Origin of the sequence: Zymomonas mobilis (assembly GCF_006715975.1) — a bacterium.
GTDB lineage: Bacteria > Pseudomonadota > Alphaproteobacteria > Sphingomonadales > Sphingomonadaceae > Zymomonas > Zymomonas mobilis_B.
Genome location: NZ_VFOF01000001.1, coordinates 1,255,398 through 1,279,642, shown reverse-complemented (window position 1 = coordinate 1,279,642; position 24,245 = coordinate 1,255,398). Strand labels below are relative to the sequence as shown.

At 47.0% G+C, this 24,245-nt stretch carries 22 protein-coding genes and 1 pseudogene; 20 read left to right on the top strand and 3 right to left on the bottom strand.

The features are described 5' to 3' along the window. Positions 1-134 precede the first annotated feature (134 nt). The 3 genes from FBY58_RS05610 to FBY58_RS05600 all read left to right on the top strand — a co-directional run bounded on the left by FBY58_RS05610 (position 135) and on the right by FBY58_RS05600 (position 4,297). On the top strand, positions 135-2,090 hold the full coding sequence (locus FBY58_RS05610; RefSeq protein ID WP_141919874.1) for a CocE/NonD family hydrolase: 1,956 nt from the start codon (positions 135-137) through the stop codon (positions 2,088-2,090). A gap of 212 nt (positions 2,091-2,302) precedes the next feature. Then, on the top strand, positions 2,303-3,367 hold the full coding sequence (gene recA, locus FBY58_RS05605; protein ID WP_141919873.1) for a recombinase RecA: 1,065 nt from the start codon (positions 2,303-2,305) through the stop codon (positions 3,365-3,367). An 84-nt stretch (positions 3,368-3,451) separates the two neighbouring features. After that, positions 3,452-4,297 (top strand): ComF family protein, encoded by an 846-nt coding sequence (locus tag FBY58_RS05600; protein WP_141919872.1) that lies wholly within the window; start codon positions 3,452-3,454, stop codon positions 4,295-4,297. 300 nt (positions 4,298-4,597) lie between these two features. On the opposite strand, the gene phoB is transcribed toward FBY58_RS05600, so the two are convergent. From phoB to FBY58_RS05585, 3 genes are all read right to left on the bottom strand, one after another. Next, positions 4,598-5,293, bottom strand: a complete 696-nt coding sequence (gene phoB, locus FBY58_RS05595) for a phosphate regulon transcriptional regulator PhoB (RefSeq protein ID WP_141919871.1) — start codon at positions 5,291-5,293, stop codon at positions 4,598-4,600. After that, positions 5,293-6,006, bottom strand: coding sequence for a phosphate signaling complex protein PhoU (gene phoU / locus FBY58_RS05590; protein WP_141919870.1), 714 nt, complete (start codon positions 6,004-6,006; stop codon positions 5,293-5,295). The genes phoB and phoU overlap by 1 nt, the downstream gene beginning before the upstream one ends. Before the next feature lie 207 nt (positions 6,007-6,213). Continuing rightward, a complete protein-coding gene (locus FBY58_RS05585; RefSeq protein WP_141919869.1) occupies positions 6,214-7,461 on the bottom strand; it encodes an ATP-binding protein in 1,248 nt (415 codons plus the stop codon). Positions 7,462-7,677: 216 nt separating this feature from the next. Between FBY58_RS05585 and FBY58_RS05580 the strand changes: the two genes are divergently transcribed. From FBY58_RS05580 to trxB, 17 genes and pseudogenes are all read left to right on the top strand, one after another. Next, on the top strand, positions 7,678-8,418 hold the full coding sequence (locus tag FBY58_RS05580) for a phosphatidylserine decarboxylase (protein ID WP_141919868.1): 741 nt from the start codon (positions 7,678-7,680) through the stop codon (positions 8,416-8,418). Next, positions 8,415-9,212: a CDP-diacylglycerol--serine O-phosphatidyltransferase gene (gene pssA / locus FBY58_RS05575; protein WP_141919867.1), complete on the top strand. Its 798-nt coding sequence runs from the start codon at positions 8,415-8,417 to the stop codon at positions 9,210-9,212. The genes FBY58_RS05580 and pssA overlap by 4 nt, the downstream gene beginning before the upstream one ends. 905 nt (positions 9,213-10,117) lie before the next feature. Further along, a complete protein-coding gene (rpsB, locus tag FBY58_RS05570; protein WP_141919866.1) occupies positions 10,118-10,870 on the top strand; it encodes a 30S ribosomal protein S2 in 753 nt (250 codons plus the stop codon). Positions 10,871-10,980: 110 nt separating this feature from the next. Further along, positions 10,981-11,904 (top strand): translation elongation factor Ts, encoded by a 924-nt coding sequence (gene tsf, locus FBY58_RS05565; RefSeq protein ID WP_141919865.1) that lies wholly within the window; start codon positions 10,981-10,983, stop codon positions 11,902-11,904. Positions 11,905-12,040: 136 nt separating this feature from the next. Then, positions 12,041-12,769, top strand: coding sequence for a UMP kinase (pyrH, locus tag FBY58_RS05560; RefSeq protein ID WP_141920628.1), 729 nt, complete (start codon positions 12,041-12,043; stop codon positions 12,767-12,769). Beyond that, positions 12,769-13,326: a ribosome recycling factor gene (gene frr / locus FBY58_RS05555; RefSeq protein WP_141919864.1), complete on the top strand. Its 558-nt coding sequence runs from the start codon at positions 12,769-12,771 to the stop codon at positions 13,324-13,326. Before pyrH ends, frr begins: the two co-directional genes overlap by 1 nt. Then, on the top strand, positions 13,323-14,069 hold the full coding sequence (locus tag FBY58_RS05550; protein ID WP_141919863.1) for an isoprenyl transferase: 747 nt from the start codon (positions 13,323-13,325) through the stop codon (positions 14,067-14,069). Before frr ends, FBY58_RS05550 begins: the two co-directional genes overlap by 4 nt. Further along, positions 14,066-14,697 (top strand): annotated as a pseudogene (locus tag FBY58_RS05545) (phosphatidate cytidylyltransferase). The gene FBY58_RS05550 and the pseudogene FBY58_RS05545 overlap by 4 nt, the downstream one beginning before the upstream one ends. Further along, positions 14,694-15,860, top strand: a complete 1,167-nt coding sequence (gene dxr / locus FBY58_RS05540) for a 1-deoxy-D-xylulose-5-phosphate reductoisomerase (protein WP_141919862.1) — start codon at positions 14,694-14,696, stop codon at positions 15,858-15,860. The pseudogene FBY58_RS05545 and the gene dxr overlap by 4 nt, the downstream one beginning before the upstream one ends. Then, complete coding sequence (gene rseP / locus FBY58_RS05535) at positions 15,857-16,987, top strand: RIP metalloprotease RseP (protein ID WP_141919861.1); 1,131 nt, start codon at positions 15,857-15,859, stop codon at positions 16,985-16,987. The genes dxr and rseP overlap by 4 nt, the downstream gene beginning before the upstream one ends. A 126-nt stretch (positions 16,988-17,113) precedes the next feature. Beyond that, positions 17,114-20,296: an outer membrane protein assembly factor BamA gene (gene bamA, locus FBY58_RS05530; protein ID WP_141919860.1), complete on the top strand. Its 3,183-nt coding sequence runs from the start codon at positions 17,114-17,116 to the stop codon at positions 20,294-20,296. Further along, on the top strand, positions 20,296-20,961 hold the full coding sequence (locus FBY58_RS05525; RefSeq protein ID WP_141919859.1) for an OmpH family outer membrane protein: 666 nt from the start codon (positions 20,296-20,298) through the stop codon (positions 20,959-20,961). Before bamA ends, FBY58_RS05525 begins: the two co-directional genes overlap by 1 nt. Positions 20,962-20,967: 6 nt before the next feature. Next, on the top strand, positions 20,968-21,441 hold the full coding sequence (fabZ, locus tag FBY58_RS05520) for a 3-hydroxyacyl-ACP dehydratase FabZ (RefSeq protein ID WP_141919858.1): 474 nt from the start codon (positions 20,968-20,970) through the stop codon (positions 21,439-21,441). Positions 21,442-21,570: 129 nt separating this feature from the next. Further along, positions 21,571-21,801, top strand: a complete 231-nt coding sequence (gene rpmE, locus FBY58_RS05515; protein WP_141919857.1) for a 50S ribosomal protein L31 — start codon at positions 21,571-21,573, stop codon at positions 21,799-21,801. 54 nt (positions 21,802-21,855) lie between these two features. Beyond that, positions 21,856-22,212, top strand: a complete 357-nt coding sequence (locus FBY58_RS05510; RefSeq protein WP_141919856.1) for a teicoplanin resistance protein VanZ — start codon at positions 21,856-21,858, stop codon at positions 22,210-22,212. A gap of 75 nt (positions 22,213-22,287) precedes the next feature. Next, a complete protein-coding gene (locus FBY58_RS05505) occupies positions 22,288-22,947 on the top strand; it encodes a CatA-like O-acetyltransferase, family 1 (RefSeq protein WP_141919855.1) in 660 nt (219 codons plus the stop codon). A gap of 283 nt (positions 22,948-23,230) precedes the next feature. Further along, complete coding sequence (trxB, locus tag FBY58_RS05500) at positions 23,231-24,187, top strand: thioredoxin-disulfide reductase (RefSeq protein WP_141919854.1); 957 nt, start codon at positions 23,231-23,233, stop codon at positions 24,185-24,187. Positions 24,188-24,245: the final 58 nt, after the last annotated feature.

The window sequence follows — 24,245 nt, the reverse complement described above, 5'->3', positions numbered from 1 at the left end:
CTGTTTCTGTCCAAAAATTTCCAAATTTTTTGGTATTTCCCCTGTTCTCTTTTGAAGCCATTATTTTTGGATTAGGTATTTCCTTTTTATTTTTCACTTCTAAGCTGACGGGCTAGCTATCACAGGGAGGGGTTATGTCTCGGTCAAAGACCCAAAAAAATCTATTCAATTTCAGAAAATATCTAATGCGCAGCCATGTCGCTTTCTCATTACTTTCAATGTTGGCTATGCCTGCTTTTGCCGCCGCCCCAGATAAAGCGATCTGGCCAGAAAACGGCGATATCGCGCTTCATTTTTCGGCGCCCACCGACCAATATGACTATGTAAAACGCGATGTCATGATTCCTATGCGGGATGGCGTCAAATTACATACCGTCATCGTCGTTCCTAAAAATGGCCATAATTTACCCATTCTTTTGACCCGAACGCCCTATGACGCCTCTGGTCGGACAAGCCGCAGCGATAGTCCTTCGATGCTGGCAACCTTGCCTGAAGGTGACGAGGTTTTTGTGAAAGATGGCTATATCCGTGTTTTTCAGGATATCCGGGGTAAATATGGTTCCGAAGGGGAATATGTCGTTACCCGTCCGCCTGTTGGCGCATTGAATCCAACCAAGGTTGATCACACGACCGATGCTTGGGATACCATCGAATGGCTGACCAAACATATTCCTGAAACCAATGGTCGGGTCGGTATGATTGGGTCTTCTTATGAAGGCTTTACCGTTGTAGCTGCTTTGCTTAATCCGCATCCGGCTTTGAAAGTGGCTGCCCCTGAAAGCCCGATGGTTGACGGTTGGATGGGCGATGACTGGTTTCATTATGGCGCTTTCCGTCAAGCCTCTTTCGATTATTTCTTAAGACAAATGACTGCCAAAGGAACGGGAGCTCCGCCTGTTCATGGTGCCTATGACGATTATAAAGCCTTCCTCCAAACCGGATCAGCGGGCGACTGGGCAAAGAAAGAAGGCATTGACCAGATACCTTGGTGGCAACGGTTAAGCGCGCATCCAGCTTATGATAAATTCTGGCAAGGTCAGGCTTTGGATAAACTGGTCGCTGCTCATCCTTCTCATGTCCCGACTATGTGGATTCAGGGTCTTTGGGATCAGGAAGATATGTGGGGTGCAATTCACAGTTTTGAATCGCTGAAAGAAGTCGGATACGGCGATAATAACTATCTGGTTATGGGGCCGTGGCGTCATAGTCAGGTTAACTATAATGGCTCTTCATTGGGAGCATTGCATTGGAATGGTGATACGGCGCTCCAATTCCGGCGCGATGTGTTGTTGCCTTTCTTTAACCGCTATTTGAAAGATCAGCAGCCCAAAGAGGCTACCCCGAAAGCCTTTATTTACAATACGGGCGAAAATCATTGGGATAAGCTGGATAACTGGCAAACCGACAAAGAAAAATCTCTGACCCCGCTTTATTTACAGGAGAAATCTGGTCTAGCCTTTAGCAAGCCGACGACAGATAATACGGCTTTCGATCAATATATTTCTGATCCTAAAAAACCAGTCCCTTATCTCTCTAATCCGATTACCTTTGCAGATACGATCCGTTGGAAACAATGGCTAGTCGAAGATCAGCGTTTTGCGGATAGTCGTACGGATGTGCTGACCTATGAAACGCCAGTGCTCGATCATCCGGTGAAATTACGGGGGGCACCTTTTGCCAATCTGTTTGCGGCAACGTCAGGCAGTGATGTCGATTGGGTCGTCAAGCTGATTGATGTTTATCCTGATGAAGTGCCGTCTGATCCCAAAATGGGTGGCTATCAGCTGGCTATTAGTATGGATATTTTTCGTGGCCGTTATCGTAACAGCTTTGAAAAACCATCACCCGTGCCAACTAATACCGTGCAGCAATATCGTTTCCGTTTGCCGGTCGTCGATCATGTGTTCCAGCCGGGACATCGCATTATGGTTCAAATCCAATCGAGCCAGTTCCCGCTTTATGATCGGAACCCTCAAACATATGTTCCCAACATTATGTTTGCCAAGCCATCCGATTATGTTTCTTCCTTGGAAAAGGTGATGCATACGCCGGATGAAGCAAGTTCGGTTGAATTGCCGATTATTCCTTAAAATCTAGTATTCTATGCTTACCGGAAGGCCTATTTTCAGGCTTTCCGGCAATAGAAAAGAAGTTTTAAATTCTGTCACTTAAAGCTTGCTATTCCGCCTTTCGACTCTATGTTCTCCTTATGTTCTTCATGCGGTTCCGGTGTATGGGCGAGGCTCTGACATTATGCCGGTTGATGCCTTAAGACAGACGTTATAGGACAAGAGGGGTAGCGATGGCTTCGCAAAACAAGGTTACGACTTCCGGTAAGGATAATAATATGGACAAGCAAAAAGCTCTCGAAGCGGCTTTGGCTCAGATCGACCGTGCTTTTGGTAAAGGCTCGGTTATGCGTCTGGGATCTCGTGAAAAAATCGAAATCGATACTATTTCCAGCGGATCACTTGGCCTTGATATTGCACTGGGCATTGGCGGTTTACCGCGTGGCCGTGTCGTCGAAATTTATGGCCCTGAAAGTTCTGGTAAAACGACTTTGGCGCTTCATGCGATCGCAGAAGCACAAAAAGCAGGCGGGACGGCGGCTTTTATCGATGCCGAACATGCGCTTGATCCAGTTTATGCCAAAAAGCTAGGCGTTAACACCACTGACCTGATTGTGTCTCAGCCGGATACCGGTGAACAGGCTTTGGAAATTACGGACACGCTGATCCGTTCTAATGCTGTCGATATTTTGGTTATCGATTCTGTTGCGGCTTTGACGCCACGGGCAGAAATCGAAGGCGAAATGGGCGACAGCCATGTCGGTTTGCAGGCACGTCTGATGAGTCAGGCCTTAAGAAAAATTACGGGCTCAATTAACCGCTCTCAAACTTTGGTTATCTTTATCAATCAGGTGCGTATGAAAATCGGGGTTATGTATGGTAACCCGGAAACAACGACCGGTGGTAATGCCTTGAAGTTTTACGCCAGTGTGCGCCTTGATATCCGTCGCATCGGGCAGATCAAAGATCGTGACGAAATCGTCGGTAACGCAACTCGGGTGAAAGTCGTCAAAAACAAGCTGGCTCCGCCTTTTAAACAGGTCGAATTCGACATCATGTATGGGGAAGGCGTCTCTAAGATGGGTGAAATCCTCGATCTTGGGGTCAAAGCGGGTATTGTTGACAAGTCAGGTTCGTGGTTCAGCCATGATTCTGTTCGGATTGGTCAGGGTCGGGAAAATGCTAAAAACTTCCTGAGAGAGCATCCTGAAATGGCCGAAAAAATTGAAAAGCTTATCCGGCATAATACAGCGGAAATCGCTGATGAATTGTTGGACGCTTCTATTCCAGAGGATTAAAGCCTTCATTATCGAAAAATACTGGAAAGAGGTCAGATTTATCTGGCCTTTTTTCGTCTATATTAGCGGTATTATACTCGAAATATGAAAGCGGTGGACATTCTAAAGAAGTTATTAGGGACAGCTTATTCTGGATTGAGGGCTGTTATTGATTATGCCTTGCCACCGCGTTGTCCGAATTGCGGTGCCGTTATTCTGGCTGATCATAGCTTTTGTGTCGAATGTTGGCAGTCACTTCATTTTCTGGTCGAGCCCGCCTGTATCCAATGCGGCTTTCCGCTACCTCGCGATCAGCAATATGAATTGCGCTGTGGACGTTGCTTACAACACCCGCCTGCATTTGATCGGATGAATGCAGCGGTTGCCTATGACGAAATTTCAAGAACACTTATCTTGCGCTGCAAATATGGCAGGCAAACCATGTTGGCACGCGATATGGCAAAGTTAATGATGCGTTTCTTGCCAGCAAAAGAAGACATCCAGCTATCGCCGCCTATTACAACAGAAAAAACAGATTTATCGGATGCCGTAGATGTTGTTTCTAAGCCTCCTTTAATCATACCTGTGCCGCTTCATCGCTGGCGATTATGGCAACGTGGATTTAATCAGGCTGGATTGATCGGGCAATATTTAGCCAAGGCAAGTGGATATGATTATGACTGCGATAGCCTTTATCGTTCCCACTCAACTAAGCCGTTGGGGCATCTGACACCAAAGCAGCGGCAAGAAACGGTTAGAAAAGCTTTCGCGATAAGGACAAGGAAAAATCAAGAAAACCATCTTGTCGGGCGAGATGTCATTTTAGTGGATGACGTCTTTACCAGCGGAGCCACCACTGAAAGCTGTGCCAAATTATTAAAGAAGGCAGGTGTTCGATCGGTGCATGTTTTATGCTGGGCAAGAGTTATCCCGAAAGATAGCGCTTTATAATCAAGCCTAAATCAAAACGAGATTATAAAGAGATTCAGCCTTTCTGGCCTCGGGCGTTGTCTCGTTTTTAAGCAAAGCACCGATTAGGCCAGAATGAAGGCTTGAATAGTCTTATAAAGGCAGCCGTTATGCACTTTCTTTCGAAAACGAGGTTTATTCTTACCCATTTGGGCAAGATACACTGATCCCATAAGCGTGGTTATCTTCTCTGTCCGTTGCAGGATGATCGCTGGATAAATTTTCTATTTAGATAGGTATAAATGTCAGGAATGACAAATAGATAGAGTTAGCCTTTGAGTGCTATTCTTCGTCCGTATCTAACGCATAGCCTGCCGAGCGGACAGTACGGATAAGATCTGGCAAACCTTCGCGGTTCAAGGCTTTCCGAAGGCGACGAATATGAACATCGACGGTTCGTAATTCGATATCGCTATCCTGACCCCAAATATAATCCAACAGCTTCTCGCGTGAGAAAACCCGTCTTGGATATTCCATCAAATGTCGCAAAAGGCGAAATTCTGTTGGGCCTATGGATACCGTCGTTCCGGCACGCTTGACCCGATGGCTGACCAAATCCATTTCGATATCGTTATAGGTGAGCTGCTCTTTGCTGAGAGCTGGGCGAATGCGCCGTAATACCGCCAGCGCTCTCGCCACCAATTCACGAGGCGAAAAGGGTTTGGTGACATAATCATCCGCACCCGTTTCAAGCCCCCTGATCCGGTCATCTTCTTCACCACGTGCCGTCAGCATGATAATCGGCAGATTGGCGGTTTCAGGATAGCGCCGTAATTGCCGACAAACTTCGATACCGGATGTACCTTCTACCATCCAATCAAGCAGCATGATGTCAGGTGGATTTTCCCTTGCCAATAAGAGAGCTTCATCTCCGTCGCGCGTGTGAACAACTTCAAAATTTTGTTTACTAAAATGCCATTTCAGTAATTCAGCAAGAGCATCGTCATCTTCAACGAGGAGCAGCCGTAAAGCGGCCATTAGTTATCCTCCGATGCCAGCAAATCTTTACCACGCGTTCTTTCCGGCATTTGCTTGCCGGTAGCCGCAAAATACACCATTTCCGCAATATTTGTGGCATGATCCCCAATGCGTTCCAGATTTTTGGCGATAAACATTAAATGGATACAAGTGCTGATCCTGCCAGAATCTTCCATCATATAAGTCAGAAGAATACGGAACAGATTGTTATATAATCCATCTACTTCCATGTCATATTCCGCGACATGAAAAGCTTTTTTCGGGTCTCTGGCTGCATAGGCATCAAGCACATTGCGCACCATTTCAGAAACCATTTCGCCCATGACGGGCAAAACCGGCACCGGATGAATCGAGACCATATTTTGCAATATCGGAACACGCTTGGCGATATTCTTTGCATAATCCGCCATACGTTCCAGAATACCCGAAATTTTCATTGCGGCGATCACATCACGCAAATCATCGGCCAAAGGTGCCCGAAGAGAGATAATGCGCATCGCGACACGCTCGGCTTCCATTTCCAGCGCGTCGATTTCCTTGTCATTTTCGACGATCTTGGCAGCCAGCTCTTTGTTGCTGTGAATCAGGGCTTCCAATGTCGAAGTCAGCGCGATTTCTGTCATGCCCCCCATTTCGCAAATCAGAGCGCGCAGCCCGCCAAGGTCTTCATCAAAAGCTTTTACAGTATGACCGATTTCCGATGCTTTTTTCATATTATCCTCAAGGCATTAAAACGCTGTATCTGGATGATAACAGCGTTTTTCTTTTTTTTCCGCAGGGAAAGCACATTGGCGATCAAAATTCGTCCTTATGATCAATATTATACATCTTATTTTGTCTTTTGATGACTAAAAGTTTTTAATCTCTGTCAATGACAGGGTGGTGACAAAATTATTATATTTTTGTGACATTACGGACTGTTAATCGGGGAAAAAGTCCGTTGTTGGCAAGAATACTGTCACCGTAGTGCCTTTTCCGGCGATACTATCGATGACCAATTCACCGCGATGATGCTCAACAATTTGTTTAACGATCGCCAATCCCAATCCTGTGCCACCCAAAGCACGGCTGCGACTGTTATCCACCCGATAAAAACGCTCTGTCAGACGCGGAATATGATGAAAAGGAATGCCGTCGCCTTCGTCTTTAATAGACAGCTTTATCCGATGGTCGTCGGTATTTTCGAGATTAACCATAATCTGGCCATCCTTCCGACCATATTTCAAGGCATTTCCGATGATGTTGTAAAGAAGCTGCGTCACTTCGGTGCGATCGCCTTGGATGTTATCGCTCGATAATTGATTTTTTAGGGTGATTTGGGACGGCTTTGCCTGACCCGATGCCTGAATATTGGACACAATTTCTGCTACCAAAGGCGATAAAACAACGATTTCATTGGGTAGAGAAAATTTTCCTGCTTCAATCCGTGAAAGAGACATCAGGTCATCAACCAGATTTTGCATCCGTTTGGCTTCACGCGCCATAATGCCGAGAAAATGGTGACGGGTATCCCGATCTTTGATGACGTCGTCATCTTCTAATGTTTCGATAAAACCGCTTAAAGTCGCAAGTGGTGTCCGCAATTCATGGCTGGTATTGGCGACAAAATCTATTCTGACCTGTTCCGTTAAATGAGCCGTGCTTTGATCCCGTAACAGAATAAGTCGCTGCTCTTCATTCAAGGCATAGGCATATAATTCCCAACGGCGATTGAGACCACCTAATCCAGCCAGTAAGACTGGAGACATATTATCCAAGGGCTCTGTTAAAAGGCGAATAGCCGCCGGATGGCGGATAGCCATTCTGACATCACCGCCCTCAATATGCATGCCTAATAAATTCTCGGCGGCTCTGTTGGCGACTTCAACCTGCCCATCATTGACCAGCAATACAGGTTCATCCATCGCCATAATGACATCAGCCGCCGTAGCTGGAAAATAGGGGTAAGGCTGATCTGAAAAGCCGCTTCCGTTATTGGTGTCGGAAAAAGGCGCTGTGGCTTCAGAGATATTTTTAAACCACCAACCCCAGACAATAATAAGCATTAAAACCGACAGGATAGGCCAGCCGACAGACACATGGCTGACAGCGATAATGAACAGAGCCAGAAGAGATAATCCGGACAGGTAAACAGGAACAGATTTAATAACGCAGTCCTTTCTCGCCAAAGAGGGGGAAAATCAGTATAAATGATATTTTTATTACAATTTTATGATAGTATCGGATTTTCTAAAAAAGATATCTTTTCTGTTGCCGAAAATATTTTTTGTTCCGATAACTACCGATATTTTGAAATTCCTTTTATAAATCAAGTCTCTGTCCTATCCGGCGGATAACTGATTGTAGCCATTGTCAGAAGAGTAGGAGGCCTTTAAAAGGCAAGCATGAATAAAGAGGAACAGCGCGAAAACAGCGCAGCACAATCTATCCGTTGGCATTTTCCTTCTATCCATCCAGAAGGCCGGAAATTCTTTGTTATTGCGGTTATTCTTTCCGCTATAATTTCATATTTTAGCTGGTTATGGATGGCATGGCCGCTGGGCGTTCTCTGTTTTTGTGTCGCCGCTTTTTTCCGCGATCCAATAAGAAGCGTTCCAGAAGGAGAAGGGCTGATCGTTTCTCCGGCGGATGGTATGGTCTGCCTTATTGCCGATGTGCCACCACCGCCGGAATTGGCGGGGGCTGATGGCTTGGGCGATGCCACTTTGACGCGCGTTTCAATCTTTATGAGTGTCTTTGACGTTCATATCAACCGCGCTCCGATTCCGGGACGCATTGCGCGTATCGTTTATATACCCGGTGCTTTTTTGAACGCCGACCTCGACAAGGCCAGCGAAAAAAACGAACGCCAGCATTTTATGATCGAAACAAAAGAGGGCGTGAATATCGGCTTGACGCAAATTGCGGGTCTGATTGCTCGCCGGATTGTGCCGCTGACGAAAGTCGAAGATTATGTCGAACGCGGTGAACGCATTGGTTTGATCCGTTTCGGTAGCCGTCTGGATGTCTATTTACCGGCAGGCGTAACGCCTCAGGTCGCTTTGGGACAACGTTGCTTGGCTGGCGAAACCATTCTGGGATGCATCGGCTCGCAAGAAAAACCGCTGACAGGGAGACGGTTATGACCTTCCAGAAGACGCGGTCAAGAAAGCGATATCAGAATGAGCGACGGAGCATTCCCATTCGGGCGTTGATGCCCAATGCGATTACAACCTTGGCTTTATGCAGCGGATTAACGGCTATCCGTTATGCCGTTTCCGGTGAATGGGAAAATGCCGTTTATGCCATTCTGATTGCGGCGGTTCTGGATACTTTGGATGGCCGCATTGCCCGTCTTTTAAAAGGTGCAACCCGTTTCGGGGCAGAGCTAGATTCTTTATCCGATGTTATCGCTTTTGGTGTAGCGCCTGCGATTCTAATCTATCTTTGGACATTGCAAAGCTGGCCACGTTGGGGATGGTTATTCGCCTTGTCTCATGCGGTTTGTTGTGCGCTTCGTTTGGCAAGATTTAACGTCAATATAGACTATCTCGATCAACCCCATAAATCAGCCGGTTTCCTTACCGGTGTTCCAGCACCGGCCGGTGCTAATTTTTCCTTGATGCCTTTATATGCATGGTTTGTCTCAGGGTATGACTTGTTCCGTATGCCTTTATTGGTCGGGTTATGGATTAGCTTGTCAGCGTTCTTGATGATTGCCGACATTCCGACCTTTGGATGGTCGGTGCTTCGCGTTCGTCCTAAATTACGTTTAGGTCTATTGGTGATGGTCGCGATTGGTGCGGCGGCATTTATCAGTGCACCTTGGGCAGTTTTATCCGTGTTTAGTGTTGTTTATACAGTTCTGCTGCCATTCGGTATTTTGAGCTATGCTAAAGTTATGCGGGGAGAAGAAAAAACTACTCCCGAAGAAGCCTAAAATTCGTTCTGAATAGCGTTTGCTTGACCCTGTTCTATGCTTGCCCGGCCTTATTCAATAATAAAAAGATAACCGGAACAGGGAAGGGCGGATAATCCCATCCTATCTTCCTGCCTAAATATAGAATGCTTTTTAATAGCCACATATTCGCAGCCTCGCGGTTTTTATCTCGCTATTGCCCCTTATTAAACTGCCTATCTCTTGCTGATCACTCTGTAAGGACTGACTTTTGAAAGGCTCATCAGATGGGTTACAAAAAGCCAGTCATAAAGTTATTTTTTTGTTTTTGTTTGTCATATTTTCTGGAATCAAAAGCAAAGGCAGAAAAGCGCCGTGATCCAAGAAAGAAGGCGAGGGGGGCGCCAATTTGATATTGATAGTGATCGCTTTATAAGCCGGTCTAAAATAGAAAGAAGATATCCAGCGCCAGATATAGTGGACATCTTTGGCCAAACTTATCACGCTGCATAACGCGGCAACGGATAATATCCCCCAAAAACAAAAAGCTATCATTGTCTTTCCTTTCTTAAAGACAGATTTTTAGTCACTAGATTTTAAAGTTCTTGTTTTGTTCTAAAAAATAGCCATTTTCTCTTCAATAAAGAGACGTTTTTATCCATATTTTGGTAGTTTGGCTCATTTTTTTGAGCGACTCTTTTGCCGCTTCGTCTCTTATTTGCTTTTTTGTTCTCTAAATGTTCCCATGTCAAGCGGGAACTAAAAACTGTTCAAATCTTTATGATTCATGTAAAATGATAACAGCAACGTTATCCTGCTCTTGATTTTTCGGCGCATTATAGTTACTGCGCCCCATATCTCACACTCGGGGTTATTGAACGACCGGTGCCTTTCGTCGATCCGGAAGGTCACTTCCCCGAAGAGGTTTAACCGGAAGGAGAATAATTATGGCGGTACCTACCGTTACGATGCAGTCTTTGTTGGACGTTGGTGCTCACTTTGGTCACCAGACCCATCGCTGGAACCCGAAAATGAAACCGTATATTTTCGGCGATCGCAATGGCATCCATATCATGGATCTGTCCCAGACTGTGCCTTTGTTTACCCGCGCCCTTGATTTCATCGCTCAGACGGTTGCTCATGGCGGTAAAGTTTTGTTCGTCGGCACCAAGCGTCAGGCTCAAGAGCCGATTGCTGACGCAGCACGTCGCTCTGGCCAGTTCTTTGTGAATCATCGTTGGTTGGGTGGTATGTTGACCAACTGGCGCACGATTTCTGGTTCTATCAAGCGTTTGAAGACCCTCGAAGAAAAGCTTTCCGGCGAAACCGCAGGTTTCACCAAGAAAGAAATCCTTCAGCTGACCCGCGAACGCGACAAGCTGGAACTTTCTTTGGGCGGTATCCGCGATATGGGCACCATCCCTGACATCATGTTTGTTGTTGATGCTAACAAAGAAGAGCTGGCTATCAAAGAAGCCAACACGCTGGGTATTCCGGTTGTTGCTATCCTCGATTCCAATGTCAGCCCCGACGGTATCGCATTCCCGATTCCTGCCAATGATGATGCAGCTCGCGCTGTCCGTTATTATTGCGACGCGATCGCTGAAGCCGCTACCCGTGGCGATCAGCAGAACCGTCAGGAACTGGGCGAAGACCTCGGCGCGGCTGTAGAACCGGCGGCTGAAGAAGCTTTAGCTTAATATTTCTGTTTCATATTCGGCGTTCTTTAAAATCGACGATATGAAACACTGATAATTCAGAGGCAGGGAAGACTTTCCCTGCCTCATCCGTAACATAAAGAGGTAGAACTATGGCGGAGATTACCGCTGCAGCCGTAAAATCGCTCCGTGAGCGTACCGGCGCAGGTATGATGGATTGTAAAAAAGCTCTCAATGAAGCCAATGGCGAAATGGAAGCTGCCGTTGATTGGCTGCGCGCCAAAGGTTTAGCTGCCGCTGCTAAAAAATCAGGCCGTCAGGCTGCCGAAGGTCTCGTTGGTGTTATCGTTGACGGAACCAAAGGTGCCGTTCTCGAAGTCAACAGTGAAACCGATTTCGTTGCCAAGAACGAAAAGTTCCAAGATTTTGTTAAGGGTGTTACCGCGCTTGTTCTCGAACATGGCAGCGATATCGAAAACCTTTCCAAGGTTTCGCATCCCGCCGGTGGTTCCGTCAATGACGTTTTGACCGCCAATATCGCAACGATCGGTGAAAATCAGGCTTTACGTCGCGCAGCGCTCGCAGAAGTCGAAAACGGTGTTGTCGTTTCCTATATCCATAATCAGGTTGCACCTGGTGTTGGTAAGATCGGTGTTTTGGTTGCTCTCGAAAGTGAAGCGCCGACCGATTTCTTGGAATCCTTGGGCAAACAGATTGCCATGCATGTTGCTGCGGCTACCCCGTTGGCACTGGACGAAGATTCCTTGGATGATGCCGCTGTCGAACGCGAACGCGCTATTGCTCAGGAAAAAGCAGCTGAATCAGGTAAGCCTGCGGAAATCGTGACCCGTATGGTTGACGGTGCCGTTGCAAAATACCGCAAAGAAAACGCTCTTCTCAGCCAGATCTTTGTCGTTGATGGCAAAACCCGCGTTTCCGATGTTGTCAAAAAGGCAGCCAAAGAAGCCGGTAAGCCGATCACGCTGAAACAGTTTGTTCGCTTCCAGCTGGGTGAAGGCATCGAAAAGCAGGAAACTGACTTCGCTGCTGAAGTCGCCGCTGCTGCTGGCGTCTAATTTTATCCGTAATCAAGGTCAACTTCTCTAAAAATCGGGGGAGTTGGCCTTTTTTATAATCCTTTACTTGGCATAGCGATATTTACTGATAGAAGTAGAGCTTACCTTGTTTCGATAGTCACGAGAGGTATTGACGGTGTATAAACGCCTGCGCTTCAACCGAGTTCTGCTTAAATTGTCGGGAGAAGTGCTGATGGGTCCCAGCCAGTTTGGGATCGATCCGGCGACTGTCGCCCGTGTTGCCGATGAAATTCGAGCCGCCCGCGAAGCCGGATATCAGCTTTGTATTGTTGTCGGTGGTGGCAATATCTTTCGGGGATTGGCTGCGACCGCCCGCGGCATCGAGCGGAGCAGTGCCGATTATATGGGCATGTTAGCTACCGTTATGAACGCTCTTGCTGTTCAAAACGCCCTTGAATGTATCGGTGTCGATACCCGAGTGCAGTCAGCTATTCCAATGCCCACCGTATGTGAACCTTTTATTCGCAGACGTGCAGAACGGCATATGGAAAAAGGACGGGTCGTTATTTTTGCCGCCGGAACAGGCAATCCTTTTTTTACGACTGATAGTGGTGCCGCTTTGCGTGCAGCTGAAATGAAATGCGATGCCTTGTTCAAAGGCACGTCGGTTGATGGTGTCTATGATGCTGACCCTAAAAAGGTCAACAATGCCAAACGTTACGACAGCGTTTCTTTCAACCGTGTTCTGGCCGATGACTTGAAAGTCATGGATGCCAGTGCAACGGCTTTATGTCGCGATAATAATATCCCGATCGTTGTCTTCAACATTCGGGAACAGGGCAATTTCAGCCGTGTTCTTGATGGTGAAGGTGTTTCAACGATAGTATGTAACGAGGAAGAATAATGGCAGCCTATAATAAAGCCGATTTAGAACGGCGTATGAAAGGCGCACTGGAATCATTAAGGAGTGATTTCTCCGGTCTCAGAACTGGACGCGCTTCGACCAGTTTACTTGATCCGGTTACCGTCGATGTTTACGGCGCGAACATGCCGCTCAATCAGGTCGCAACCGTTTCTGTTCCCGAACCTCGTATGATCACGGTTCAGGTCTGGGATAAAAGCAACGTCACCTCGGTAGATAAGGCTATCCGCTCGGCTGGATTAGGTCTTAATCCTATTGTCGATGGCCAGATGCTTCGTCTGCCTATTCCTGATTTGACTGAAGAACGCCGTAAAGAACTGGCAAAATTGGTCGGACAATATGCCGAAAAGGCACGTATTGCTGTCCGTAATGTCCGTCGTGATGGTAATGACCAGATCAAACAGGATGAAAAGAAAAACGAAATCAGCGAAGATGAGAAAAAGCGCTTTGAAAATGAAGTGCAAAAACTGACTGACAAGACGATCGCTGATGTCGATGCGCTGGCTGCGCATAAAGAAAAGGAAATCCTCGGCAAGTGATAGCCCCGCTGGCCAATTCTGCGGCAAAATCCCATAAATCCGCATCCTTTGTTCCTCGCCACGTTGCCATCATCATGGATGGTAATGGGCGCTGGGCTTCCGCACGCCATTTACCCAGAATTGCGGGACATAAAAAAGGCGCTGATGCGGTCAAGACAACTGTGCGAGCCGCCGCAGAAATGGGTATCGAGGTTCTGACCTTATATGCATTTTCTTCCGAAAATTGGCGCAGGCCAGCCAGCGAAGTCGCTGATCTCATGGGATTACTGCGCCTTTGTCTTCGGCAGGAAATGCACAATATCAAAGAGCGCGGCATCTGCTTGAAAGTGATCGGCGATTATACGCGCCTTGATCAAGATCTGGTTTCTTTGCTGAATCAGGCAATAGAAATTACAGCCAATAATACCCGTCTGACTTTGGTCTTTGCTTTGAATTACGGCGCTCAAGATGAGCTGGTTCACGTAACCAAACGGATTGCAGAGCAGGCGAGAAAAGGGGATCTCGATCCCGAGGATATCGACGTTGGAACGATCGAATCCTTATTATATACACATGATTTACCGCCTCTTGATTTGGTTATCAGAACATCCGGTGAAAAACGTTTGTCTAACTTCCTGTTATGGCAAGCCGCTTATGCCGAATTACTGTTCATAGATACTTTATGGCCTGACTTCGGCAGTGAAGCTCTGAAAGCAGCGGTAGAAGAATATGCACGCCGTGAAAGGCGTTATGGTGGCTTGTGAGTGAGCTGAAACTTCGTATTATTGTCGGAATTATACTGGCGGCTGTGGCCATTTGCCTTATCGGGGCAGGCGGCTATGTTTTCGCGTTGTCTGCAGCCATTATGGCGGCCTTGATATTTCGCGAATGGCGTCATCTTACCGGAGCATCCCTCAAATGGATGACTGCCGGTTTTTTTATGCCCTTTTGCCTGTATTGGCTTTGACTTTACTGCGCTTGCAACCGAACGGTCTGTGGTTGGTAACTTGGATTGTGGCGGTTACCGCAGCGACGGATATCGGGGCTTTCTTTTCAGGCCGTTTAATCGGTGGCCCTAAATTGTGTCCGGCATTAAGCCCGAAAAAAACATGGAGTGGCCTTATTGGTGGTATGATAGCTGCCGCTGTAACTGCCTATTTTATTGCTGATTTCGGTCATCTGCCTTTTGTGATGAAGGTTATTGGCGCTCCGATGGCGGTTGTGGCACAGGCCGGTGATTTCTTTGAAAGCTGGTTAAAAAGACGAGCAAATGTCAAAGATTCCGGAAATCTTTTACCTGGACATGGCGGTATTATGGACCGTGTCGATGGATTGCTGCCGGTTGCTTTACTGACGGCTATTTTAATAAAAATTGGAGCTTTTCTGTTATGAGTCAGCCAAGAACAGTCACTGTTTTAGGGGCGACCGGATCCATTGGTCATTCGACGCTGGATTTAATCGAGCGGAATTTGGATAAGTATCAGGTCGTCGCCTTGACGGCTAACCGCAATGTCAAAGATTTGGCTGATGCGGCGAAAAGAACCAATGCCAAACGGGCTGTTATTGCCGATCCCTCTCTTTATAACGACTTGAAAGACGCCTTGGCGGGCAGTTCGATTGAAGCTTCTGCCGGTGCGGATGCTTTGGTCGAAGCCGCTATGATGGGTGCAGACTGGACGATGGCTGCGATTATCGGTTGTGCTGGTCTGAAAGCCAATCTTGCGGCTATCCGCCAAGGTAAAACGGTCGCGTTGGCGAACAAAGAATCCTTGGTCTCGGCTGGTAGCTTGATGATCGATGCGGTTAAGAAGCATGGCACCACGCTTCTTCCGGTAGATTCCGAACATAACGCGATCTTCCAGTGTTTTCCTCACGAAAACCGTGAATATGTGCGCCGGATTATCATCACGGCCAGCGGTGGACCTTTCCGGAAGACGTCCCTTGCAGAAATGGCGACAGTAACGCCAGAACGCGCCGTCCAGCATCCTAACTGGTCAATGGGTGCCAAGATCTCGATCGATTCTGCGACGATGATGAATAAAGGTCTGGAGCTGATAGAGGCCTATCATCTGTTCCGGATTCCTTTAGAAAAATTTGAAATATTGGTGCATCCGCAATCGGTTATCCATTCGATGGTGGAATATCTTGATGGCTCCATTCTTGCCCAGATTGGTAGCCCTGATATGAGAACGCCGATTGGTCATACTTTGGCTTGGCCAAAGCGGATGGAAACACCTTCCGAATCATTGGATTTCACCAAGCTGCGCCAGATGGATTTCGAAGCGCCCGATTACGAGCGTTTCCCAGCGCTTTCCTTGGCAATGCATGCTATCAAGGAGGGCGGTCCCCGTCCTGCTGTTATGAATGCAGCCAATGAAATAGCCGTGGCCGCTTTTCTGGATAAGAAGATCGGATTCCTTGATATCGCTAAAATTGTTGAAAAAACACTGGATCGCTATACGCCTGCAACGCCTTCTTCTTTGGAAGATGTTTTTGCGATCGACAACGAAGCACGGATTCAGGCCGCTGCTTTAATGGAGAGTTTGCCCGCGTGAATGTTTATTCGGGGATAATGTTTTCGATCGTTAGTTTCATCGCGGTTATTGGCCCGTTGGTTTTTGTCCATGAGTTAGGACATTATGCTGTCGCTCGTTTTTTCGGGGTTAAAGCAGAAGTCTTTTCTATTGGTTTCGGGCTAGAAATTTTTGGATGGAAAGACCGCCAAGGGACAAGATGGCGTATCGCCTGCTTGCCTTTTGGTGGTTATGTCCGATTTGCCGGTGATATGGATCCTGCCAGTTCGGGCAGACCCTCTAGCGAATGGTTGGCTTTATCTCCGGAAGACAGAGCCAAGACTTTTCAAGCAAAAAAAGCATGGCATCGCTTTTTGATTGTTTTGGCAGGTCCACTGACAAATATTTTTGTCGCTATCTTACTTTTTGCCGCTATTTTTTCTGTGCATGGTATCGCCAGAAGCCCTGCCGTTGTCTCCGCCGTTATGCCCCATTCTTCAGCCGATATGGCTGGATTGAAGGCAGGGGATAAAATTACAGCTGTAAACAGCTATAAAGTTAATTATTTCAACGACCTACAGCCCGTTATTCAGATGCATCCTGATGAAGATGTGCGCATAAAATTAGTCAGAGACGGACGACCAATAGATGTCAAAGTCCATCTGAAAGCGGAGCATTTTCAAGACCGTTTTGGTAATAGTAGTCGTATAGGTCTGTTAGGAATTTTGGGTGGGGCTCCGGTAATTGTCCGTCTCCCCTTGACCGAGATTCCTATGGCCGCTACTTCTGCCGTAGGCACGATGCTCCATGAGCAGATTGATGGTATTGGTCAAATTATTACAGGCCGTCGATCCATGGATGAATTAGGTGGCCCAATTCGTATAGCCAAAATGTCGGGACAGATAACTGAACTCGGTTTTCTTCCTTTTGTTCTTTTTATGGCGGCTATTTCGGTTAATCTTGGGTTCATCAATTTATTGCCAGTTCCAATGTTGGACGGAGGGCATCTCCTGTTCTACGCAATGGAAATCATATTAAGACGGCCACTTACGCCTGTAATTCAGACATGGGCTTTTCGCTTTGGCTTATTTTTGCTTTTGAGCTTGACGTTCTTTGCAACCTTGAATGATCTTGGAGTATTCGTCTGGCTAAAGCAGATACTTGGGTGAAATAAAATCGATTTATAAATCGAATATCATCAGTGTTTGTTTAGGGGGTGGGGTGATGGCAGTTCCATCACAAAAAGAAGACAACCGAAAAACGGGTGTCATTTCTGGAAAGAGGGCAATAATCGGGTGACGGCGCGCAATTTGGGTAATTCTGATCATAATAATCGGCGTAGCCGGCAGAATATGCCTTTGGCTTCCTTTGTCATTTTAAGCACTTTAATGGGAACGACCGCGATCCCACTAAAGGCTCAGACAGTTTCTGATCTGGCACCTTCCCAAACGGAACAGGCCAGTAATAACAATCTTACCAATAATGAAACGGCACCAGCCGTTGATGCAACGACATCAGCACAATCGACTGTTAGCGACGCTGCTACTACGGTTTCCAATCCGGCAACGGATGCGACAGAAGCGGTAAAAAAAGCTGAGGCGAAACTTTCTAAAGCGGCTAAAAAAGCGCTTAAGGATCAAAAGAAAAACAGCAAAACGGTAATCACCGAAGCTACCGGCAACAGCGCCGCATCGACTGCAAATAATGCAGCTTCGGATGCTGAAAAAGCCGTTTCCAAGACAAATACTGATGCACCGGCAGGCGATGCTTCTGGCGCGGCTAATCCGGAAACGCCAGCCGCAACGACAACAGATGCTAATAACGCCGCGGCAACTGCCGATACCGGTGGTGCAGAATCTAAAACACCTGCTGATGCACCCGCTGCCAATACGGCAGCGGCGCAGTCAACCCAGCAGGATAGCGCAGCTCAAGCCGCCGCAGAAGCGGAACCGGAAACGCCTGAACCAGCGGCCACGCCGGTTGTTGCGAAGCCCTTTGAAGGCACGATTAAATCGCTTGCGGTTGTCGGGACAGAACGTCTCGAACCGGATACGGTGCTCTCCTATACCAAGCTGAAGGCCGGGCTGCGTTATAATTCTGAAGTGTTGGATACCGCTATTCAGGATTTATATGCGACGCAGCTGTTTTCTGATGTTGTTATCGAAGACAATCCGAATAACCCGGGTAGTCTGACCCTTCAAATCCACGAAAACCCGATTATCAACCGTATTGTTCTTGAAGGTAATAAGCGCCTTAAAGAAGATAAAATTCGGCCTGAAATCAAATTATCCCCAAGACAGATTTTTACCCGTGATGCGGTACGTGCTGATGTCTCCCGCATCATCGAACTCTATCGACGGCAAGGGCGCTTTGCCGCTACCGTTGAACCGAAGATGGTTCGGCTGGAACAAAATCGCGTCGATATCGTGTTCGAAATCACAGAAGGGCCAAAATCAAAAGTCCGCCAGATCAACGTGATCGGGAATAAACAGTTTTCTGATGCCCAGCTTAGAAAAGTTATGGCGACGAAACAGTCCCGTCTCTGGCGCTTTATGAGTTCTGGCGCCAGCTACGATCCCGATAAATTGGCCTATGACCAACAGAAATTACGGCAATTCTATCTGGTTAATGGTTATGCCGATTTCCGCGTTGTTTCCGCTATCGCAGAATTAACGCCTGATCGCCGCGACTTCATCATTACCTATGTCGTTGAAGAAGGTGACCGTTACAAATTTGGTGATGTTTCGCTGGATTCCCAAATTCGTGATGTGAAGGCCGACAACTTCAAATCCTTGGTGAAAATCAAAAAAGGCCAGTGGTATAACGCCAAACAGGTTGAAGATACGATTGATACCTTGACCGAGGCGGCTGGTCTTATGGGCTATACGCCGGATGTGAATCCGAATTTCACACCGGATAAAGACAATCTGACGATGGGTATCGAATTCCGCATCGCAGAAGCCCCACGCCAATATATCGAACGGGTTGATATCAGCGGTAACACCACGACCCGCGATAAAGTGATCCGTCGTGAATTCCGTTTGGCCGAAGGTGACGTGTTCAACCTGTTGCGGGTTAAACGCTCTCGCGATCGCGTGCAGTCTTTGGGCTTCTTTCAGGATAAGCTTGAAATCACCCAGCGGCCGGGATCAACGCCAGATCGCTTGATTCTTGATACCAATCTTCAAGAAAAATCGACAGGGCAGCTCTCTGTTTCCGCTGGTTACTCCAGCCTTGAACGTATTCTTCTGGATATTTCTATCCAACAGAACAACTTCATGGGTAAAGGCCAGAGCGTCCGCGCTTCGGCTAACTGGTCTTATTATTCCAAATCAGTCGATCTTGGTTTTACAGAACCTTATCTGTTTGATCATGCGATCGCCTTTGGTGGCGATATTTTCCGGAACGATTATAACGCCTTTAACTACATGAACGGTACGGATCGTAATACGACCTATCGACAGGCTTCTACCGGTCTTCAGTTGCGCGCCGGTATTCCTATTACCGAATATTTAAACCTGCTTTTGCGCTACAGTATCAGCTATGAAACGGTGAAGATCAGCAAAAGCAGTTATTATACAAACGGCCAATGCGACCCGTTATTGGCTGGACGTTATTTGTGCGAAGCTTTGGGGTCATGGGTTAACTCGACCTTGGGCTATTCTATCGCCTATAACAGCCTGAACAATATTATGCATCCGACCTCCGGTGCCCGGTTCACTTTCAGTCAGGATTTTGCTGGTCTTGGTGGAACGGTGCATTATCTGAAAACTCGGATCGAAGCGGCTAAATACTGGAATTTGACCAGAGGGTTCGTCTTCTCACTGCGTGGTGAAGCCGGATATATCTGGGGCTATGATGGCAATGTCCGTTTGATTGACCGTTTCTTCTTGGGGCAACCACAGTTCCGCGGGTTTAACTTCCGTGGTGTCGGGCCTCGTGTGACCCGTCATTATTATTCTTTTGATGATAGCGGCAATGCCAGCCTTGGTGGTGAATCTTCCGATGACTCACTCGGTGGTACCAAAGAATATTTGGGTCATGCCGAATTGGAAATCCCAATGGGTGCAGGCGCCCGTGAAATGGGGCTGAGACCGTCCATTTTTGCTGATATCGGTTCTGTCTGGGGCGTGCCGAAACCGGCTTTGATTGATAGTTGCGGTTCATCAGGGAAAGCCCAAGGTCAATGTGCTGTAACGGCACGTCAGGTGACCAATTCCAAGGGACAAGCCCTCTATACAGATAGCAGCGGTAACTATACAACTAGTGCTACAGGAAATACCCCAGTTACGACTTCTGTTTCACCCATCAAAGAATATTTCTTAGGGGATACTTGGAAACCTCGTATTTCGGTTGGTTTTGGTGTGAACTGGAATTCGCCATTTGGTCCTTTCCGGATTGATATTGCTAAAGCTATTGTCAGTCAGCCTGGTGATGATAAAAAACTTGTAACCTTCAACGTAGGGACAGCATTTTAATGAAGAAATTATTTGCCGGTGCAGCCCTTATCGCTGCCGTAACAGCCACCCCGGTCTTGGCGCAATCCGCTGCTGTTGTAGATCTTCAGGGTGTTCTGACGCAGTCATCGGCTCTGAAACAGGCTCAGACCCAAATTCAGGCAACCTATCGTACGCAGATTGACGCTTATAATAATCGTCGTGTTGCGCTGGAAACCGAATTATCACAGATGCGTGATGAGCTCATGAAGCTACAAAAAAGCGGCACTTCAATGGCGCTTATGCAGCCGAAAGTTAACGCTTTTCAGGCAAAACAGCAGGCCGCACAGCGTGAATTAATGACGCTTGGTATGCCGTTCATTCGTCCGAATACCTATGCCGAAGAACAGGTTACTGACCATATGGAAGAATCTGTGCGTAGCGTGATGACTCTGCGTAAGGTCAATCTGGTTCTTAACCCGCAGAGTGCTATTCTGGCCGATCCGTCTGCTGATATTACGTCAGACGTGGCCGCTGATCTGAACCGTCGTATCACGACCGTTTCTATCACGCCGCCCGCCAACTGGGTTCCGGCTTCCGAACGTCAGAACGCTCAGAATGATGCAGCCGCACCGGCTGCTCGTTCTGCTACACCTGCTTCTAATGCTTCTGTTCCTCCGGCCGCTCGTCGCCCGACCAGCCGGTAATCAAAAATGACAGAAACAACTAAAACGGCATCAACTGGCCCGCTTGATGTCAAGCGGGTTATGGCGGCTTTGCCCCATCGTTTCCCAATGTTATTGGTCGATCGGGTCGAAAGCCTGATCCCGGGTGAAAAAATCGTCGCAATCAAAGCGGTTACGATTAACGAGCCTTTCTTTGCAGGCCATTTTCCTGGCAATCCTATTATGCCGGGTGTTCTGATTGTAGAAGCTTTGGCACAGGCTGCCGGTGTTTTGGCAATCGAAACGCTGGGTCTGGCTGGAACGGGCAAGCTCGTTTACTTCATGGCCATTAACGAGACGAAATTCCGGATGCCGGTTGAACCGGGTATTCTGTTACGCTTGGAAGTCGAATTTTTGCAAAAGCGGGCAAAAATCTGCAAGTTCAAAGCACGGGCTTTGATTGAAGACAAAGTCGCTGCCGAAACAGAGTTCACCGCGATGATTGCGGATCCGAAGAACTAATTATAATTCTGTCGGACGGCTTTTTATTATCATTTGTATTCTGGCCGCTCTTGTTTCTTGGACAAGAGCAGGCTAGATGCAGCTTCTCTATCCGGCTGGTCGGTAACCAGCTATTTAACGGAGTGTATCATGAAGCAGAATATTCATCCTGATTATCATTTCATCAAAGTCCAGTTGACGGACGGTACCGTATTCGAAACCCGTTCTACATGGGGTAAAGAAGGCGATACCATGAAGCTGGATATCGATCCGCGCGTTCATCCGGCATGGACTGGTGGCCGTTCACAGCTCGTTGATGCTGGTGGTATGGTTGCTCGCTTTAACAAGCGCTTTGGTGGCCTGTCTCTCAAAGGCAAATGAGTCATATCGGGGTGGCTTCGGCCACCTCGTCTTTTTGTTATTAAGAAATAACCCTTGATCTCCTTACCGCTACAATCCTTTATCAAAGTAATCTTTTGGCTGACTCTTTTAGCCGCTTATGGTCTGGCGATTATGCCCGCTGCCGATACTATCCATTTGGCACCTAGCGATAAAATAGATCATATTATTGCTTTTGTTACCTTGACGATTCTCGCCTGTTTAGGCTGGCAGAAAACGCGATCTTTCAAAATTGCTGTTGGGCTTGGTCTATTTGGCGCTCTTATTGAATTAACCCAAGCGATTCCCTTTATCCATCGTGATGCCGAATTAGCCGATTGGCTCGCTGATATCAGCGCCGTTTTATTTGTTCTGCTGGTCAGAAATGCGATAAAACGTTTTATGGTGCAATGAAGACTCGGCATTAAAATCAGATATTGCTTTCTATAAATCTGACATCAAAATAATGCCTAAAAACAGGCTGGATTTATGACTGCGTATAAAATTATCGACACTCAAATTTGGCCTAGAAAAGCGCATTTTGATTTTTATCGTAAATTCGCCAATCCCTGTTTTAATCTTTGCGTTCCGATAGAAGCGCAACGCTTATATGAATCGGCGAAAGACAATAGGGTATCCTTCTTCCAACTTGCTTTATATGCGATCCTTCGCGCGGCTAATTCAGTGCCCCAGTTAAAACAGCGCATTTTAGGCGAGAAGATTATTGAATATGCAAATATCGAAGTGATGACACCGATTATGACGGATAACGAAGGATTCCGGCAGATATGGTGCGAAAATACGGCTGATTTTATCTCTTTTACAAAAGCTGTTACCGAAAAAATTGAAATAGCGAAAACGACTGCAGCCGCCCCCCTTATTGTGCAGCAAGAGAATTTTTTCTGCGCAAGCTGTCTTCCTTGGGTATATTTCAGTGCAATCACACATGCTGAGTTTTCTTTTGGAGCTTCGGTGCCAACACTGACATGGGGAAAACTGAAAGACGGCAAAATTCCGGTCTCATGCAAATTTAATCATGCTTTTGTTGATGGCCTTCATGCCAGTCATTTTTTTATACAGCTTGAAACGCTCTTCGCCGATCCAGATTCTTTATGGATAGAGCATCCCGTTGAGGAAAAAATGATATAAGGGGCGGGGGTAAGCTTTAATGCAGCCTTTCCCCATATTTAAACTTACCCTCTTGTTAGCAAAAATTGATTGCAGAAAAATCAGGTCATTATATCTTGATTATAATGACATTTTTTACCGAGGGATTGCCTGACCTGTATAGATGGCGGTTATGTCGGCCATAAAAAGGACGCCTTTTCAGTTATATCCTTCTTTAAAATATTTCTTTCATCATCCCGCGTTTATTCTGCAATAGAATAGCGGCCATTTCATCTATCCTTTGCTTTTTTAAGGAGCGCTGTCCATGAGTGCTGATCCGATCTCGACCCGTGTTTTTATTCTTGGTAGCGGGCCTGCTGGGCTAACGGCGGCTATTTATGCTGCCCGCGCCGGATTAAATCCTATCGTAGCCCAAGGTTTGCAGCCCGGTGGCCAGCTGACGATTACAACCGAAGTTGAAAACTTCCCAGGTTTTCGCGAACCTGTCCAAGGTCCTTGGTTGATGGAAGAAATGCAGGCACAGGCTGAAAATGTTGGTGCCAAGCTGGTTTGGGATATCATTGCTTCGGTTGATTTTTCTCAACGCCCTTACCGTTTAACGGGTGATGATGGTCAGGTTTATCTCGCCGATAGCTTGATTATCTCAACGGGTGCGCAAGCTCGCTGGTTAGGCTTGGAAAGCGAAACCGCACTGCGGGGAAAAGGCATCTCTGCCTGTGCGACCTGTGACGGTTTTTTCTTCCGTGGGAAAAAAGTTGTTGTCATTGGCGGTGGTAATACCGCGGTGGAAGAGGCGCTCTATCTCACCAATCATAGCCCTGAAGTAACGCTGATTCATCGTCGCGATAGCTTACGGGCTGAAAAAATTCTGCAACGGCGGCTTCTCGCTAATCCGGCAATTAAATTGCAGTGGAATAGCGTTGTTTCTGAATTTATCGCTGGAGAAGATAGCGCTTTATCCGCTGTCAAAATAAAAGATACCCAGACGGGTGAAGAATCCCTTTTGGAAACAGAAGGTGCTTTTATTGCTATTGGCCATAAACCCGCGACGGAACTGTTTCAGGGACATCTGAAATTAGATGATGAAGGCTATATCGAGGTCACTCCTGGAACCACCCAAACCAGTATTGAAGGCGTTTTTGCTTGTGGCGATGTAATGGATAAACATTACCGCCAAGCTGTCACAGCGGCAGGAACTGGTTGTATGGCCGCTTTGGATGTAGAACGCTTTTTGGGCGAAATCGATTTCAAAGAAGATTAAAGTCAATTTGAGATTTCTATCCTGCCCTGATGAGCCGATATTTTGGTGCGGGGCAGGG

Bases quoted from the DNA above. Each gene is read 5' to 3' on its own strand.
- phoB (WP_141919871.1), bottom strand. From the start codon at position 5,293: ATGGCCGCTTTACGGCTGCTCCTCGTTGAAGATGACGATGCTCTTGCT.
- phoU (WP_141919870.1), bottom strand. From the start codon at position 6,006: ATGAAAAAAGCATCGGAAATCGGTCATACTGTAAAAGCTTTTGATGAA.
- dxr (WP_141919862.1), top strand. From the start codon at position 14,694: ATGAGTCAGCCAAGAACAGTCACTGTTTTAGGGGCGACCGGATCCATT.
- FBY58_RS05580 (WP_141919868.1), top strand. From the start codon at position 7,678: ATGAATAAAGAGGAACAGCGCGAAAACAGCGCAGCACAATCTATCCGT.
- rpmE (WP_141919857.1), top strand. From the start codon at position 21,571: ATGAAGCAGAATATTCATCCTGATTATCATTTCATCAAAGTCCAGTTG.
- fabZ (WP_141919858.1), top strand. From the start codon at position 20,968: ATGACAGAAACAACTAAAACGGCATCAACTGGCCCGCTTGATGTCAAG.
- trxB (WP_141919854.1), top strand. From the start codon at position 23,231: ATGAGTGCTGATCCGATCTCGACCCGTGTTTTTATTCTTGGTAGCGGG.
- FBY58_RS05505 (WP_141919855.1), top strand. From the start codon at position 22,288: ATGACTGCGTATAAAATTATCGACACTCAAATTTGGCCTAGAAAAGCG.
- pssA (WP_141919867.1), top strand. From the start codon at position 8,415: ATGACCTTCCAGAAGACGCGGTCAAGAAAGCGATATCAGAATGAGCGA.
- FBY58_RS05525 (WP_141919859.1), top strand. From the start codon at position 20,296: ATGAAGAAATTATTTGCCGGTGCAGCCCTTATCGCTGCCGTAACAGCC.
- FBY58_RS05610 (WP_141919874.1), top strand. From the start codon at position 135: ATGTCTCGGTCAAAGACCCAAAAAAATCTATTCAATTTCAGAAAATAT.
- frr (WP_141919864.1), top strand. From the start codon at position 12,769: ATGGCAGCCTATAATAAAGCCGATTTAGAACGGCGTATGAAAGGCGCA.
- recA (WP_141919873.1), top strand. From the start codon at position 2,303: ATGGCTTCGCAAAACAAGGTTACGACTTCCGGTAAGGATAATAATATG.
- tsf (WP_141919865.1), top strand. From the start codon at position 10,981: ATGGCGGAGATTACCGCTGCAGCCGTAAAATCGCTCCGTGAGCGTACC.
- rpsB (WP_141919866.1), top strand. From the start codon at position 10,118: ATGGCGGTACCTACCGTTACGATGCAGTCTTTGTTGGACGTTGGTGCT.
- FBY58_RS05600 (WP_141919872.1), top strand. From the start codon at position 3,452: ATGAAAGCGGTGGACATTCTAAAGAAGTTATTAGGGACAGCTTATTCT.